The organism is Methylomonas sp. MED-D (assembly GCF_050276835.1).
Lineage (GTDB): Bacteria > Pseudomonadota > Gammaproteobacteria > Methylococcales > Methylomonadaceae > Methylomonas > Methylomonas koyamae_A.
The window spans coordinates 1,375,744-1,392,534 of sequence record NZ_CP189965.1 but is presented as its reverse complement, the minus strand read 5'-3'; the positions used below and the strand labels follow the sequence as shown (position 1 = coordinate 1,392,534).

General features: G+C 59.4%; 14 protein-coding genes. All 14 read right to left on the bottom strand.

The annotated features are described in order from the left end of the window. Positions 1-86: 86 nt before the first annotated feature. Positions 87-680, bottom strand: coding sequence for a PEP-CTERM sorting domain-containing protein (locus tag ACQE3E_RS06090; protein ID WP_313728685.1), 594 nt, complete (start codon positions 678-680; stop codon positions 87-89). 67 nt (positions 681-747) lie between these two features. Then, a complete protein-coding gene (locus tag ACQE3E_RS06085) occupies positions 748-1,509 on the bottom strand; it encodes a hypothetical protein (RefSeq protein ID WP_313728686.1) in 762 nt (253 codons plus the stop codon). A 44-nt stretch (positions 1,510-1,553) separates the two neighbouring features. After that, positions 1,554-3,833, bottom strand: coding sequence for a cytochrome-c peroxidase (locus ACQE3E_RS06080; RefSeq protein WP_313728688.1), 2,280 nt, complete (start codon positions 3,831-3,833; stop codon positions 1,554-1,556). A gap of 222 nt (positions 3,834-4,055) precedes the next feature. Next, positions 4,056-4,955: a VPLPA-CTERM sorting domain-containing protein gene (locus tag ACQE3E_RS06075; protein WP_064026671.1), complete on the bottom strand. Its 900-nt coding sequence runs from the start codon at positions 4,953-4,955 to the stop codon at positions 4,056-4,058. Beyond that, on the bottom strand, positions 4,952-5,869 hold the full coding sequence (locus ACQE3E_RS06070) for a DNRLRE domain-containing protein (protein ID WP_313728690.1): 918 nt from the start codon (positions 5,867-5,869) through the stop codon (positions 4,952-4,954). Before ACQE3E_RS06070 ends, ACQE3E_RS06075 begins: the two co-directional genes overlap by 4 nt. Next, positions 5,866-6,753: a DNRLRE domain-containing protein gene (locus ACQE3E_RS06065; RefSeq protein WP_313728692.1), complete on the bottom strand. Its 888-nt coding sequence runs from the start codon at positions 6,751-6,753 to the stop codon at positions 5,866-5,868. The genes ACQE3E_RS06070 and ACQE3E_RS06065 overlap by 4 nt, the downstream gene beginning before the upstream one ends. A gap of 280 nt (positions 6,754-7,033) precedes the next feature. After that, positions 7,034-7,828, bottom strand: coding sequence for a hypothetical protein (locus tag ACQE3E_RS06060; protein WP_313728694.1), 795 nt, complete (start codon positions 7,826-7,828; stop codon positions 7,034-7,036). Positions 7,829-8,232: 404 nt separating this feature from the next. Next, a complete protein-coding gene (locus tag ACQE3E_RS06055) occupies positions 8,233-9,003 on the bottom strand; it encodes a hypothetical protein (RefSeq protein WP_313728695.1) in 771 nt (256 codons plus the stop codon). Positions 9,004-9,047: 44 nt separating this feature from the next. Continuing rightward, positions 9,048-11,306 carry a cytochrome c peroxidase gene (locus tag ACQE3E_RS06050; RefSeq protein WP_427501322.1) on the bottom strand — a complete coding sequence of 753 codons (2,259 nt, stop codon included), beginning with the start codon at positions 11,304-11,306 and terminating at the stop codon, positions 9,048-9,050. A 103-nt stretch (positions 11,307-11,409) separates the two neighbouring features. Then, entirely contained in the window at positions 11,410-12,411 is a 1,002-nt protein-coding gene (locus tag ACQE3E_RS06045; RefSeq protein ID WP_313728697.1) for a VPLPA-CTERM sorting domain-containing protein, read from the bottom strand. A 365-nt stretch (positions 12,412-12,776) separates the two neighbouring features. Further along, positions 12,777-13,166 (bottom strand): hypothetical protein, encoded by a 390-nt coding sequence (locus ACQE3E_RS06040; protein ID WP_313728698.1) that lies wholly within the window; start codon positions 13,164-13,166, stop codon positions 12,777-12,779. 123 nt (positions 13,167-13,289) lie between these two features. Further along, positions 13,290-14,879 carry a tetratricopeptide repeat protein gene (locus ACQE3E_RS06035; protein ID WP_313728699.1) on the bottom strand — a complete coding sequence of 530 codons (1,590 nt, stop codon included), beginning with the start codon at positions 14,877-14,879 and terminating at the stop codon, positions 13,290-13,292. Positions 14,880-14,957: 78 nt separating this feature from the next. Then, the gene (locus tag ACQE3E_RS06030; RefSeq protein ID WP_313728700.1) at positions 14,958-15,578 is read right to left on the bottom strand and encodes a pyridoxamine 5'-phosphate oxidase family protein; all 621 of its coding nucleotides are present in this window, start codon (positions 15,576-15,578) and stop codon (positions 14,958-14,960) included. Between the two features lie 428 nt (positions 15,579-16,006). Next, the gene (locus ACQE3E_RS06025) at positions 16,007-16,624 is read right to left on the bottom strand and encodes a glutathione S-transferase family protein (protein WP_071157494.1); all 618 of its coding nucleotides are present in this window, start codon (positions 16,622-16,624) and stop codon (positions 16,007-16,009) included. Positions 16,625-16,791 lie beyond the last annotated feature (167 nt).

Below are 16,791 nucleotides of genomic sequence, written 5' to 3'. Positions count from 1 at the left end.
CTTCCTTGTGCGCGGCACGGCCGCAGCTTCCCTTGACCTTGGCTATCCCAACCGTTGGCCGAGACGGTTATCCTCCGTGCGCGCGATTAGCCCTCGCTAGTCGCAATCACGGCCCTGCGCCGACTAAAGCCAAACCAGCCGGTCAAAGCGCCACCAAACAACCAAACCGCCGCCGGTACCGGTACCACGGTGGCGGTCAGATAGCCCTCGGTGTTGACGCTCCAATTTTTGTCGTAGAACAGATAGGTGCCGGCGCTGCTGGTTTTTTCCGCGCCGAAACCGACGAAGCCGAAGAAATCGCTGGACACGTTGTAGGGCATCATGCCGACGCTATGGCCGGTCAGGCCAAGTTCGGCGACGAGGAAGGCTTGCGGGGCGGTGAAATAGCGGTAGAACAATTCGCCGTAGGTGTTGGCCAGCGGATCGTAGCTGCGGTATGTGGAAGCCAGGGCGCTATCCAACACCGAGCCGCTATGGCCGTTGATGGTCCAATTCAGCGAGGTCATGATTTCGCTGTCGCTATTCCAGATAAAGGCGCCGCTACCGATGGCGCCGTTATGTTTGTCGGTCAAATTCAATTGATATTCGACAATGGCGGCCTGGCCGGGGAACGAGGCCGCGCCTAAAACGGCAACCAGCGCCAGGGTCGAAGCTTTGGATCGGGGTTTAACAGTTTTCATGATGAATCATCCTTTTTGGGTAACGTTAAAAAAAATCGGTGTAACGAAAGCCTAAAGCTGTGCGCGGCTAGACTTTGCCGGTCGCAAAGGCCGCCCTAGCCCGGCTAAATCCAACCCAACCCAAGCAGGTGCCGCCGAACAACCAGATGGCCGCCGGCAACGGCACCGGCACCGTGGAAGTCAGGTGGGATTCGATCCCGGCCTGGGCGTAGAGGCCGATCGCTGCGCCCGGTGCCAGCGTGAATGTCCAAACAGCCGAGCCGGCGGCGGATTGTTGATCCTGTAGCTGTCCGGCAAAGCTTGCCGCCGCGCTGTAATCCGAGCCGGATAGCTGGTCGGCGGCGTCCCAGTAGTCGAACAGGATCGCGCTGGTCGCAAACGCGCCGTCGACGGCGGCACGCAAGGCGTAATCCAGGGTGATCGACAAGTCGTAGCTATAAGGTCCGGCATTGCTGAGCTCCAAACCGAACCGTCCGGTATGCCAGGTATCGACGCTACCTTCGTAGGCATTGCCGCTGACCGCGAACGAGCCGTTGAATAGACTGGCGACGGCGCTTGCCGACGGATTGGGGCTGTTGGCCAGATAAGTGCCGTCGCCGGCGGCGTTGGCATAAAAACTGAATTCGTCGTTAGGTTGCTGATAGGTTCCGAGGATGGACAAGCCCGTCCTGTCGCCGGCCGTGGGGTTGGTGCTGTCTAAAATGCCGATCGAGTAGCTCAGCGTGACGATGCTGTCGTAGCTGGCGGATGCGTGGGCAGAATTTAGCCGGCACAGGCTTAGCGCCAATACGAGGCCTAGGTTTAGCGGTCTAAAAAACGCTGTTTTCATAGTGGTTTCCGAATGTTGGGAGTCGATACGCGCGCGGGCCAGCCTTAGGGCAGCGGCGCTAAAAACGGGGTAATCGGCACGGCCGCGCCGTCGGCGCCGACCGCCGGCAAGGTCAGCGTTTCGTCCTTGGCCAAATCGGCACCCAGCGGATTGCCGGCTTCAACTTGCACATCGTTGCCGACGTGGCCGTGGGCGACGGTTAATTGCGGATGGTCGAACGGGGCTTTTTGGTAGCGCACCCGTTCGTCGGTCAGCGCTTTCAGGAAATTGCTCAGGTCGGCGATGTTCTGGACGGACGCCAAGCCGCGCGAGCTGGCCCCCAAGTTGAAGTTCTGCGCGTCGTTGGCGAAATTGCCGTGCCGGGCGTAAAACTCGATCACCTGCGCCAAGGTGGCCATGCCGCCGTTGTGCATGTAAGGTCCGGTCAATTCGACGTTGCGTAGCGTCGGCACCTTAAACGCGCCGGCGGTGGCAACGGACATCTTGGCGCCGTTCGCGGCGGCCCGCGCGGCTGCCTGTGTCGGAATGAATGCGGTATCCGGATTGGCGCAACCCAAGCTACGCAGCACGCCCTCGCGGCTGCCGTCGGCCTGCAAGCCGTCGCCTTGGGAAAAGTAACCGGGGTCGTCCAGTGCTTGATTGATCGCCAGCGGAGCCAGAAAATCGCAGGCCCGGACTTTTTCGATAGGCAAATCGATGACGGCCGCGGTATCGGCGAGCAAATAACCGACGTATTGCGCGGCGTAAGACAGGGGATTACCAAACGGATCGGTGCCGGCCAGGCCGGGATCGGCATCAGTCTTGGTCGCACCGACATTGGCGAAGCCCAAGTCCATCAACCTGGGCTGTATCAAAATGTTTAGATCCCGGGTGATCGGACTGGCCGACGCGGTGGCGCCGGACAAGGTGGCTGCCGCGAACGGGCCGAACGCATCCGGACCATAACCTATCGGCGTGGCCGGCGGACCGAAGCTGGCGCTCGACGTCGGTGTCAACAGTGCGGCATTGGTAGCCACCGCCGCCAAACTCATCGTCGGGCCAATATGGCAGCGGCCGCAGTGGTTGTTGACGAATAGGTTGAAGCCGTGTTTTAGCGAAGCGATCTTGGCGGTGGTTTCGGCCGGCGTGGCGGCGCTGATATTGCTCCAGGTCGGCGCTAGATTGGCGTCGAGCGGGCTCATATCGAACGGCGATTGGTCGGATACCAAGGTCGATTCGTACATTTGAATCGCCAGGCCGAAAAACATCGCGAAGTTAGCTTCCATCTGGTTGTAGGCCACGCCACCGTTAGCCGGGGCGCCGAATTTGCCGATACCGCTGTAAGCCCAATATTGGGAGTTGAAAGCCTGGATGACCAGGTTTTTGTAGGTGGTTTTCAAGCCCGGCTTCAAGTTGCCGGCGCTGCTGTTGCTTAACCCGCCCAACACGCTGTCTTGGGGATGTACCGGCTGACTTTGCAGCGGTTGGCGATTGAGCAATTTGCGGCCGATGTCCGGCCAGGTGCGGCCGTGACAGCCCATTTCCACATCGTTGAAAATCGGCGGCGCCACCGCTTGCGAAGCCAGCGCCGAGTTGATCAGATTCAAGCGTTGTTTGACGACGGTCCTGGCATTGAGCTTGATCCACACGCCGGCATCCGGATCGCGCGGACCCCACGGACTGCTGCCGTTGAAGCTGTTGTTGGCGCGGCCGTCCCAGAAGTTGCGGTGGTTGAACACCGCGTTAATCACGGTTGGCGCATTGCGCGGCGTGACCTTGCGGGTACCGACGTGGCCGACGTTAAACACCTCGTTGGCGCCGCGCCGGCATTGGTCGTTGGCACCACTGAAGGTCGAAGTGCCTTGAAACTCGCCGCCGAAGCTGCCGGCCGAGCCGGCCACGTCATCGGTGTTATAAATCAGCGTGCTGTTGTCAGTGACATTGCCGAAGCGTTGCAACGGAAAGTCCTCGGCCACCAGCGTGTGATTGGGACCGCCGGCGCCGGACGGCAAGGCATCGAAGGTTTGCCCGGCCGGTTGCGCCGAATTTTGTCCCGGATTGATTTGGTTTTTGAGCCGGCCGTCGGCGCCGGCGCTGAAGTGACAGGAGGCGCAGGCCTGTCCGTCGGAACCGACGTTCCGATCCCAAAACAAGGCCTTGCCCAAGGCGATCGCGGCAGTTTTATCAACCACGATCGGATTAGCGCCGTCCAGCAGGCCGGGTACCGGCGGTAGAGGCACGCCGCGCAGCGACACCGGCAGCGGGCCGTCTGCCGTTGCCATCCTTGCGGTCGCGGCCAACAAACCGGCCAAAATAAACGGGTACCATTGATGCTGTTTACGCATTGCCAATTCCAAATTTAATTTATTAAAGGGAATCTCTGAACATTGAAAAAACCTTTTTTCCTTAGACCCACCGAGCATAAAGGCGAGGGAATTTTTAGCCCGGTGGGGTACGCAATGACCGCTCAGCCTGAGCAGTTTCGTAGGATGTGCCGGCACCGGGGGAATCGCATCGCTCACGAACGATGCGCCTTGCCTGCGCTCGGCGGCATCCTACAACCACCTTCAAACCGTCGGACGCCCGTTTCGGCGGCCAAAACCGACCAAGCCCGCCACCGCGCCGCCGAATAACCAAACGGCCGCCGGTAGCGGAACGGGCGCGACGCCGGCGCCTATGACGGTATAGCCGGTTGAGGCGGTGGGGGTTGTCCAGCCGATCGCATTGGCTACCGTGTTGCCGCCGATAAGGTCGTAGGCATACGTGCTGAACGCCAACACATTTTCGGCATAGAGACCGGTAACGCTGAAAACGACTTGATCCGACAGATTACCGACCCGGTTGGCGACGCCAAGATCGATGAACATCAGCGCGCCCGTGGTAGCGGGATCTTGGCCGTTATAGAGCGGCTGGTACACCGACGCGGGCCTACTGGTCATCGGGCCATAGATAAAGTCCGATCCATAAAAGGTTTCATTCACGACATTGGTTTGCCAGTTGCCGGCCGATACCGTCGGTCTCGTGGTTTGGTTTGGCGCGACGACATAACCGTTGGACTGAATGGTCAGCGCAAAATCGCTGGAAATCGGACCCGTTAGCGCCACGGCCAGAATCATGTCGTCATTGCCACCCTTACCACCGTTGGTGGTGACCCAAAAATTACCGTCGTAGATGCCCGAAGTGGCGGTGCCCGCGAGCTGTCCCGCTTGGCCCGAAGTGGCGGAAGAGTTGATCTTGAGTTGATTCAAACCGCCGCCGCCCAAGGTAAAGTTGTAGGTAAAATCCCGGTAACCGGGGTTGCTGTTTAAAAGGGCGTTGCCGCTGCTATCGACGCTGGAGCTGTAGAATCTGCCCGCGTCATTGGCAACGGTAAACGTGCCGGTACCCCCTGTTAATATCGCCGCCCAAGCGCCTTGGCCCCACACCAGCATTGCCGCCGTCAGCGTTAAAACTGTCTGCTTTTTCATGGTTTCTTTCCTGTTTGAGTTGAACGATTAAAAATAAAAGCCGATGGTTTGCCGGCCCCATCGGCCTTACGCTGAGTCAGGCTCAACAAACCGGTGATGCAAGTACCGAACAACCAGGCGGCGGCGGGTACCGGAACCGGCGCCGGTTGATAACTGACCTGCAATTGCGGACGCTGCGCCGGATCGGTCCATTCGCTGGTATAAAAGGCGCGATGAGTTTGCTTGAGATCTTCGTCCTGGTTGATCAATATCCAGCCGAAATTGCTCGAAGGGTCGTCCAACCAGGCTTGTACGTCCTGGACTAAGGTCGGTGTAGTCGTCCAGGTTTGCGCGGAACCAAACTCGCTGCCGACCGCCAGCGTGGCGCTGGCTCGATTGACGTAATCGCCGCCGGGCGTGGTCCACGGCGTTTGCCGGTAAGCGGCGGCGTTCCAGGTGGCGTCGCCGGGATTGGCCGGAAAGCCCTGGCCGGTGCCGCCGATTTGCGTGGCGTTGCCGCCGGTAATGCCTTCGCCCCAGTCGCGGGTCAGGCGAAACAAATCCATGGTTCGCGGCGTTTGGTCGCCGAGTCCGGCCGCGCCGCCCGAACCGGCGACGATGCCGATGTACAGCGTCAATTGCACGCCGGTAATCACCGAGCCCGCCGGTATTTGCGACGCGATATCGAAGGCAATCAACCCGCGATGCGGCGCGAATTGGCCGTTACCGCCGGCAAACATGCCGGGTCCAGCGCCATTGCTGTGATTGAACAAATCCTGGCCGGACGAATTGGGCAGGCCTTGATTGATGCTGGTACCAAAAATCGTCGCATCCTTGCTGGGCGTCAGGGTAACGACCGCCGCCGATACCGCCGCCGAATCGGCTAGCAGCAGGCACACCGCCGCTGTTCGGGAAAACTGTGTCAGCAGCTTCATGACTTCATCTCCGAGTTATTAACTCGGCCTTTAAATACCGTTCGCCCTGAGCTAGTCGAAGGGCGCAGGGTGCCGACCAAGCCCAACAAGCCGACGCCGAACAGCCAGACTGCCGCCGGCAGCGGCACGGCCGCCAGCTCGTAGCTGATTTTTAGCCGCGGGCGCAACGCGGTGTCGTCCCAGGCTTGCGAGTAAAACACCCGGTAGGTGTCCGGACTCCATTCGTCGGCATTCAGCAATACCCAACCGTTATTGGTGGACGGCGCGTTCAGCATGGCCTGCACATCGGCGACCAGCTCCGGCGTGGAAGCCCAGGTATAGGCCGCGCCGATAGCCTGGCCGACCAAGGTGCTGGCGCTGGCCAATGGCTGGAAATCGCCGCCCGGCGTGGCCCAAGGCTGGTTTTGTAAATAGCGCCGGTCCAGCCAGGTCGGGCTGGGAGGAATCGCCGGAAACCCTTGGTCGGTGCCCTCGATTTGGGTAACGCCCAAAGCGGTGGGACCGTGAGCCCAATTGCCGGTCAACCGATGCAGTTCGATAGTGCGCGGCGTGGCATCTTCACTCCCGCCGGCACCGGCCACATCGACCAGATACAAGGTCAACTCCACACCGGTGATGACCGCCGTCGCCGGCAGATTGGCGGCGATATTGAAATCGATCAAACCGCGCCGCGGCGAGCCGTCGGCATCGCCGCCGATAAACACGGCCGGGCCCTTGCCGATACTGTGGGTCGGCTGATTTTCGAAAATCGTCGAGACCTTGCCCGCCCCCAGGGTGATGGTGGCGGCCCCGACACCGGCCACCGGCAAGCCGGCCAGCGCGAAACCCAAAACCGCGAACGCCAAACCGGGCGGCGCCCGCCTTCGGGTTGAATGACATTGCATGTTGCCTCCTCTATTCATGTAATTGCCTAAAAATGCCCAAGGTGTAGGGCGGGCAATGTTGCCCACCATTAACCATCAAACCCACCAGCGCACGAGCAGCATGTGTCTAACCTACCGGGCTTAACCGTTCGCCCTTCGACAAACTCAGGGCGAACGGCTTAACCTCAAACTGTCCCGGTTTAAGTCCGCGTTCCTCCGATTGGCGCAGCGTAATCGGAGGAACGAAGGTCTGACATGCGTGCGATTACGCTGCGCTTTTATGCTCTTGGGTAAATCGCACCTATGCTTCGACATTCCCGTTACGGCGGCCAACGCCAACCAAACCTGCCAAGGCACTGCCGAACAGCCACACCGCACCCGGCAGCGGTACCGGCGCGGCGGAGAAGGCGACGCTGTAAGCGCCGTGGCCGCCGCCGGCGTTGCCGCCGAGGATCAACGTATAGTTACCGGCCGCCAGATGGCTGAACACCAGACTGATCGAGGTGAGGCCGGTAGCGGCGCCGGCACCGTTCAAATACGTCAGGCCCACGCTACCGAGCGGATTGTTGAGGTTGTTGTAATAGGCTTGAACTTGATTGGCGGTGGTCCCAGTGTCCCAACCTTGAAACAATGAGAAGCCGGGTTTGACGACCGTGGTGAGGTCCAACGGCGTATCGGAATCGGCGGCGACGGTGATGGTCAGATCGGTTGTGGTATCCAAGGTAATCAGGCCTATATCCGAACCGTGGCCTATGCCTTGATGCGGACAGGTCGCTGCAGGGTTGCGCTGCCAGCCCATCGGCCCGACCGCCAATTCGTATAAAGGATCGGCGCCGGCCGCGACGCCGTTTGCACTGGAAACCGTTTCGCTGGTGCCGGCCGCCAAGTCCGCGTACCAAACCGCATTCAGTTTACCGCTGTATGCCGGCGCGCCGCCGCCTGTCCAGGTGCCGGGCACGAATCCGGACGCACCGGGAAAATCGCCGCTGTCCCAACCGTTGGTGTTATAGGCGATGCCGGCTTGCGCGGCGCCGTTACCGAAAGTTAGTGCCACCGCCATTAGGGCCGCGCCGTGTTGCAATGATAAAAATTTCATAAATCACTCAAGTCCGATGAATTAACGATAAGTAGCGTTCAGCAATCAAAGTCGGCATCGATCGAACTCGCCTGTTCGATCAATGCCAGCCTGTCCATGGCCGAGCGCATCATCGCTCCCCCTCCTCGGCATTGCCCTCCGGACCATGCCACGCGGAACGTCCTAGCCCGCGCTGTTCATACGTTGTTCGCGTCGTGGCGACGGACACCCCCGAGTATGAACGCACCCTCACCCGTGAAACCCACCCGGAGATTTCACGCGCTTACACCGGCTTGCCGCCGCATGAGGCCGATTCGCGCGGCGGGACTAGCCAAACCCGACAATCCGCCGGTTAAAGGCGCGCGTCCTTGCGCTGGGTTAACCACCGGTTTTTCGGTGTCCGGGCCGTCATCGCGGATATGGCGTTAAGCTTTGCGGGCGCCCTCGGCGCGTTGCCTCCGGCCGGCAAGCCCGAGACTCGCCGATGCGCCGCTTAAGAACAGCCAGACAGCGCCGGGCAGCGGTACCGGCGATGCGTCCGCCGATTCCAGATGGGAACTAATGCCGGCTTGGGCGTAGAGCTGTCGAGTAGCGCCGGCTGCTAAGCCAAAATGAAACGTGGCGGTATCCGCCGCCGATTGCTGATCGTCCGGATCGCCGCTAAACGCGTCGGCCGAGACATAGTCGAAGCCGGAATTCGAGCCGCCCTCGTCCCAGTAATCGAACAAAATGTTGGTGCTGGCGAATTCGCCGTGAGCGGCCGCTTGCAGTGCGTACTGAAAATCAACGGCCACGTTGTAGCTATACGGACCGTTGTTGTTCAATTCCAGGCCGAATAATCCCGTCAACAAGCTGTCGACGCTGCCTGAGTTAACGTTGCCGCCGACGGAATACAAACCGGTGAACTTGCCGCTAACCGTAGCGGCGGCCGGATTGGGACTGTAAGACTGGTACTGGCCGTCGCCGCCGACGACTGCGTAAAAGTTTTGGTCGTCGCTAGCTTGCTGGTAGGTTCCGAGGATGGACAAGCCCGTCCTGTCGCCGGCCGTGGGATTGGTGCTGTCTAAAATGCCGATCGAGTAGCTCAGCGTGACGATGCTGTCGTAGCTCGCGGATGCGTGGGCAGAATTTAGCCGGTACAGGCTTAGCGCCAATGCTAGGCCTAGGTTTAGCGGTCTAAAAAACGCTGTTTTCATAGTGGTTTCCGAATGGTGGGAGTCGATACGCGCGCGGGCCAGCCTTAGGGCGACGGCGCTAAAAACGGGGTAATCGGCACGGCCGCGCCGTTGGCGCCGACCGCCGGCAAGGTCAGCGTTTCGTCCTTGGCCAAATCGGCACCCAGTGAATTGCCGGCTTCAACTTGCACATCGTTGCCGACGTGGCCGTGCGCGATGGTTAATTGCGGATGGTCGAACGGGGCTTTTTGGTAGCGCACCCGTTCGTCGGTCAGCGCTTTCAGGAAATTACTCAGATCGTCGGTGTTTTGCGGGTTGATCAAATTCGCCGCGATCGGGCCGATCACGCCGTGCAATTCCGGACTGGCGAAATTGCCGTGCCTGGCGTAGAACTCGATGACTTGCACCAGCGTCGCCATGCCACCGTTGTGCATGTAAGGCCCGGTCAATTCGACGTTGCGCAGGGTCGGCACCTTGAACGCGGCGTTGGTCGCGACCGCCATTTTGCTACCGTTCCGGTTAGCCTGAGCAGCGGCGACGGTCGGGATATAGGCCGTGACCGGATTGGCGTTGCGGCAGTTTTGGTTACGCGCCCCCCCTTCCCGGCTGCCGTCGGCCTGGATGCCGTCGCCGGGCAGGAAAATATTACTGAGCGGTGCGTTCAAGTTGACCGCCAGCGGAATCAGGAAGTCGCAGCTACGCACGTTGTCGATCGGCAAATCGAAGACCCCGGCGCTATTACCGGCCAGATATTCCACGTATTGGGCCGCAAACGATAACGGCTGGCCGAAGGGATCGACGCCGGCCACGCCGGGATCGGTATCCGGCTTAGTCACGCCGACATTGGTGTAGCCCAAATCCATCAGACGCGGCAAGTTCTGGCCGGTATTATCGCGAGTGACCGGATTGACATAGCGGGAGATGCCGGCGCCGGCGGCAATATTATTCGGGCCAAAGGCATTGGGGCCGTAGGCGATGGGGGTCGCGGGCGGGCCGAAGGTCGCGCCCGGCGTCGGCGCAACCAATGCGGCGTTCGTCGCCACTGCCGCCAAACTAAGCGTTGGTCCGGCGTGGCACAACGAGCAGTTATTGTTAACGAAAAGACTAACGCCGCGTTTCAGCGACGCGACCAGCGCCGGATCGGATACATTGGACCAAGTCGGAATCATGGCCGCATCCAGCGGGCTTAAATCCAGCGGCGATTGGTCGGATACCAAGGTCGATTCGTACATTTGAATCGCCAGGCCGAAAAACATCGCGAAGTTGGCTTCCATCTGGTTGTAGGCCGCACCGCCGTTGGCCGGGGCGCCGAATTTGCCGACACCGCTGTAAGCCCAATATTGGGAGTTGAAAGCCTGGATGACCAGGTTTTTGTAGGTGGTTTTCAAGCCCGGCTTCAAGTTGCCGGCGCTGCTGTTGCTTAACCCGCCCAACACGCTGTCTTGCGGATGTACCGGCTGACTTTGCAGCGGTTGGCGATTGAGCAATTTGCGGCCGATGTCCGGCCAGGTGCGGCCGTGACAGCCCATTTCGATGTCGTTGAAAATCGGCGGCGCCACCGCTTGCGAGGCCAGCGCCGAGTTGATCAGATTCAAGCGTTGTTTGACGACGGTCCTGGCATTGAGCTTGATCCACACGCCGGCATCCGGATCGCGCGGACCCCACGGACTGCTGCCGTTGAAGCTGTTGTTGGCGCGGCCGTCCCAGAAGTTGCGGTGGTTGAACACCGCGTTAATCACGGTTGGCGCATTGCGCGGCGTGACCTTGCGGGTACCGACGTGGCCGACGTTGAACGCCTCGTTGGCGCCGCGCCGGCATTGGTCGTTGGCACCACTGAAGGTCGAAGTGCCTTGAAACTCGCCGCCGAAGCTGCCTGCCGAGCCGGCCACGTCGTCGGTGTTATAAATCAGCGTGCTGTTGTCGGTGACATTGCCGAAGCGTTGCAACGGAAAGTCCTCGGCCACCAGCGTGTGATTGGGACCGCCGGCGCCGGACGGCAAGGCATCGAAGCTTTGCCCGGCCGGTTGCGCCGAATTTTGTCCCGGATTGATCTGGTTCTTGACCCGGCCGTCGGCGCCGGCGCTGAAGTGACAGGAGGCGCAGGCCTGACCGTCGGAGCCGAGGTTTTGGTCCCAGAACAGCGCCTTACCCAGGGCGATCGCGGCAGTTTGATCGACCACGATCGGATTGGCGCCGTCCAGCAGGCCGGGCACCGGTGGCGTCGGCACCCCGCGCAGCGACACCGGTAGAGGGCCGGCGGCCTGCAAGGTCATCACGGCGGACAGCAGAGCGCCGCCGCAAAGCATTCGATACATGGCACGCATGGAAAATTCTCGCGACTGTTTTTACAAGTTATCAGGTGACTCGGCGTAGCCGGTCGCACACCAAGGGATCGGCGTGGGTCCGGCGTGCGCCGAACCGAAGGATTTAAGCGGCTATAACGCGTTTGCGCGATTGGAATGCCAATCCCAGCACGCCGCTCAGCATCATCCAAGCCGCGGCCGGCAACGGTACCGCGTTGACCACGGTCAAGCTGCTCAAGTTGGACATGTAGCGTCCGCCTCGAGTATCGCCGGGAATGATCGTGCGGAAGACCCCGGCATTGCCCAAACCACTGCCTATGCCGTCGGCGTAAGCAATCAAGTCGGGCGTGCCGCTAGCTTGCCGCGCCAGGATCTCGCCGAGCGAGTAGACCACGGTGTAATTATCGGTAGCGGTCGCGACCACATAGGAAGTTTTCAGCGATGACGGATTGGTCGAGATACCGGACGCCACCAATAAATCCCACATCGACACGCCGGTGAATCCGGTCGCCGAACCCGTCGCCAAATTGCTGAAAGTCGTAATCGGGGTCAGCGAGCCCGGTAAGTTGGCCAGCGAGTAGCTACCGGGATTGCTTACCGCACCACCGACCGTGAATGAATTCGCTATACCGCCACTCCCTGTTCCCTGCCAAGCGACATGACCGACATCCAAACTGGTCAGACTGGTTACGCTGGTGCCGTCGGCCGCGATCAGGCTGGGCGCGGCCAAGACGCCGTTGCTGTCTTGAAAGGCAATGATGTCCTGGGCTCCCCCAAAGTTGCCGCCGAGCTGATTGCCCATCGTGTACACGGCGCTACCGTTATTACCGGTCGCAACCACAAATTCACGTAAGAGATCGTTTTTCGGGCCGTTCGCGCTGTTGGGCTGCGTGGCGACATAGCTGTTCAAATAACTATACAGCGACACGCCGGTATAGGTATTGCCGCCGACCGTTACCGACGTAGCGGCGCCGAAAGCTTGCAGATCGGCGATGCTGAAACTTGCCGGGCTACCGCTTTTCAGGTAACCGCTCAGCATGACATCCGCCTCGGCGCTTGCCGGCAGCGACAGTGCAATGACCGAAGCGGCCAAGACGGTACGAGCTATCGATTTCAGGTTTTGCATGGTTTTCTTCCTCTGGTTCAAATAAAGTGGTCCGTGCGTTTTTAAAGTCGCGGCTGTTAGCCCAAGTCCCCAGCAGTCCTCTACCAAGTACCAAGCGCAGGAAGCCACATGCCGTTCCGCCGCCAAGTCCCAAACAAAGCCTGTATTTAAGATGACCCTGGCGACGAGAATTTTTTCGATTTGTTATATCCGTCAAAATATATCGACGTTATGCACAATAAGTTATAACGAAATTGTTTGTCAATCCGGGTTTTTTGGACTAGCCACTGCCAGCATGAGCCTGGAAGCTACTCTGACAATCGGGGCTACGGGGAAGGCATCAGACTAAGGCGATAGGTTTTTACATATATTCAATCGTTAGCTTTTTAGTTAAGCCGCGAACAAATTGAATAACAGGCTTCATTGAAAATACCTGAGAAATAGTATGGTTCACGATCGTTTACCCTAAAAAGAGCAGTTTGGCGATGAAAAATCCCGTTCGTCCTGAGCTTGTCGAAGGGCGCGCGGGATTTTTCATTCACCCGTTTGGTGAGTGTATTGCGAGCCGTCCATGCTTCGACGTTGCTCAGCACGAACGGCCCGCAATACACGCCAACTGCCCTTTTTAGGTTTACCGCTTCGCCTGTCAATCGACGCCCGCCGTCGCGCTGCAGCGTCGGTTTATTGCAATTCGGAAGCCCATACCTGAAACGCCGAAAGTTCGGCAACGACTCGTCGACGAGTGGCGAGCCCTCGGCCTGACGGAAGTAAGCCATAAGCGCTAAGTCGAGCCGGCCTAATGCCTGCTTCGGCAACCGGTTAACGACTAACGCGCACTTAGCCTTCTGCTTGTCTTCGCCAAACGGCGACGCCGGCGACCCTGGTTTGCCGCGCGCGATTCAAGCCGGCTTTATATCGAACGCAATGCAGATGCGTTCCTGGTCGGAATTGAACGGAATGGTGCGGTGGAACAGCGAGGATGGGAACAACACCAAGTCGCCGACTTTTTGATCGACGATTTGGGTCGGGAAGTCGTCGTGCAGGCGCGGGTAATCGTCGCCATCGGTGCCGTATTCGAAACTGCCTTCGTGGCTATCGCATTTATCCGGCAATTGCAGATACACGCAACCGCTGATCCAACCTTCCTCGTGGATGTGGGAAGTCAGATAGCCGCCCTGATTCATCCGTAAATACCAGGAACTGGCAAACTCCAGAGCTTTCGGAAAGCGCCGGATCAACGCGTCGTCGCTACCGGCGAAGTGGTCCCGGTAGGCTTTGACTTTGGCGCGGATCAACATCGCCAATTGTTGAAACGACGCTTCCGGCCGCTGCAGCAAGTTCCCCGCCGATTGCATGCCGTAATATAAACGGCCCTGCTTGCGCTCGGCGATGGCCAGGTGTTTGACGTCGTCCAACAATTGACTCAGCAATGCGCTATTCGGGTCGGCCAATTCTTCGATAAACGTATGCCGGACAAACCTCATCGGGTCGCGACAATAGCCGTAAGCGTCCACTTGGCGAAAATTGGTGGCGTAATGGGTCGCCAGGCTGCCCAGCAACACCGAGCCATGACGATCTTCAGCAATGAACTGGTCCAAGCACTGTTTAAAGGCCTCGAACTGGCCGGTTTTATACAGGCATAAAAGCACCCGCTCTTGGGCATCGGCAAAATCGGAGGCGGCAAAATACGGTATCGCCTGCTCGAACTGGCCGCCCAGACAATAACTTTCGCCGAGATTGTAATTGGCCCGGCCGTGCTCGGCGTTGGCTTGCAGCGCCGCGCGGTAACAGCGCAACGCTTCGTCCATATTGGCCTGATCGCGGTAAATCTCGCCCAGGTCGTTCCAAGCGTCGGCGAATTGCGGATCCAGTTGTAAGGCTTGGTTGAAAGCTTCGATCGCTTGGCCGTGGGCGCCTTGATCGTACAGATTGGTACCGAGATTGAAATAGCCCAGCGCGTCGGCGTTGATTTCCAAGGCCTTACGGTAACACTGTTCGGCGGCTTTCAGATCGCCGATCGTTTGCAATACCGCCCCCCAATTAGCCCAGGCCTGAAAGTAACCGGGCTGATGTTCCACCGCCTGCCGGTAATGCGTCGCCGCCTCCTGCCACTGACTTTGCTGTTGCAGCAATGCACCGAGGTTGAAGTGGGCGACCGTCAAATCCGGCTTGATTTGCAAGGCCTTGCGATAGGCGGCCATCGCGCCCTTGGCATCGTTAAGCTGGGTGTAAATCGCGCCGAGGTTAAAGTGAATTTCGGCGATGTTGGGATCGAGTGCGATCATCTTGCGAAAGCTGGCCGCCGCCTCGCGCAATTTGCCTTGCGCCTGTTGACACATGCCCAATAAATTCAAGGCCGGCAGCGATTTGGGAAATGCCGAGGCCAACGCTTGCGCCCGGACCTCGGCCAACGCGACTTGTCCGGCTTGAAATAGTTGGTGAATGGCTTGCAACTCCGCCGGTTGCGGTTGCTTGAGTGGGGCTTTCATAACGGCTGTCGGCATTCGAATAAACGAGGCGCGCAGCATACCGCAAACCGCGCCGACGCGGCAAAGTCGGCCGGTTGTTCAATTGCGATCGCGGGCTGCCAAACCTTCGCGCAATCGGCGGTTTTCGGCATGCAAGTCTTCGATTTCTGCTAGCAGGCCGGCAACACGCTGCTGGACTTGCGCTTCGGTAAAACGCGGCGTGATATGCTTCGGGCAATTCCAGTCGTAAGCTTTTACATCAATGACGATGGCCCGCTCGACGCCGGTTTCGGCCGGCAACGCCGTCGGCCAATCGGCGGCGCCCAATTCGACGATGTGGGCTACGCCCCAGATTTTCAACCGGCGCCTCGCGGCGTAATCCATCAAGATCAACGCCACCCGCCCGTCCGCATCCAGATTGCCGACGCTGATGTACTGGCGGTTGCCGCGCACATCGGCGTAAGCCAGCGTGCGTGGGTCCAACACTTTTAGAAAGCCGGGCCGGCCGCCGCGAAACTGCACGTAAGGCCAACCGGTTTCGCCGACGCTGGCCTGATAAAAGCCGTCGCGCTCGGCGACGAAGGCCTGCTCGGTCTCGCCCAGTTCGGCGCGCGGATCGGCGGCGGTTTCGAAACCGAGATTGCCGTCCCGGCTGCCGTAACGGTTCTGCGCCGCGCGCACCGAATCGGTAAAACAAATGTCGGCAAAGGCTCTGGACATGGCGATCTACCTCGATTGCGGAAAGATGAAAATAATGGATGTTTTTTGTTGAAGCTTCGCGGCTTCGGCCAACCGGGCCATTCCCTTCGACTCCGCTCAGGAAACGCGCACGTTCGACTCCGCTCGGGGAACGCGCCCGTTCAACTCCGTTCAGGGATCCCACCGGTTCGCCTTCGCTCGCGGAACTCGCCGGTTCGTCTCCGGATGGCGTCGAATCTAACCGAAAGGGCCTTCTGGCCTTCCCTGCACGGAGTAGAATTTAACCGAACGGACCGCCGGCCGTACCCTGCACGGAGTCGAATGTATCACCGGGCGTTCCCTGAGCAGAGCCGAAGGGTCCGTTCCCTGAGCGGAGCCGAAGGGAACTTAAAACCTCAAGCGGCCAAGCAATAGACTCCCGCCCACTCAAACGGCATGATCAAACCCGATCAAGCCGACGCACTCGGCCGTTGCCCGACCCGATCCCGCCAGTCGCGCAAGTTCGTGCAAGTTTCCGGAATGCCGATTTGCAGCAGCTCGATCAAGGCCAGACCGGCAAACAACGTGATGTCCGGCATCGTCAACTGTTCGCCCATCACATAACGCCTACCGCGCAGCACGCTGTCGAAATAATGCATGCCCCTGATCGCCACCTGGCGCTGGTATTCGCCCCATTCCTTAATTTGGATCGGCTCCAGCTTGCCCAAACCGGCCGTGGCGTGATGGAAATAATCGCTGGCGGCGTCCAGCACCAAGGCCTCGGCGCGGCGTTGCAGCATATGGATTTGCGCGCGCTGTTGGGCGGTTTCGCCGGTCAAAACCGACGTGCCGGCGCTATGGTCCAGATACTCGGTAATCGCGGTGCACTCGGCGATCGCCGTGCCGTCGTCCAGCACCAACACCGGCACCTTGCCGACCGGATTCAGTTGCAAAAACTCGGGACGTTTATGTTCGCCGTTCGGCACGTCGACCTGAATAAACTCGATACGGTCGGTCAAGCCTTTTTCGGCGGCGGCCATCCGGGCGCGGAGCGGATTGGGGAAGGCGCGGAATTCGTATATTTTCATAAAAACCTCTGTCATGTTAGGCGTAGTGGATTTGCGTTGCGGCCGGCCTTTGCCAACCGTGGGGACAGTGTATTGACTACTTCGAATAAACAGAATACGGACAAATTACAATTCACTATTCCGGTTATCGGAATAAAATAGGCGTTCAAGCGCCGCTTACCGACCCC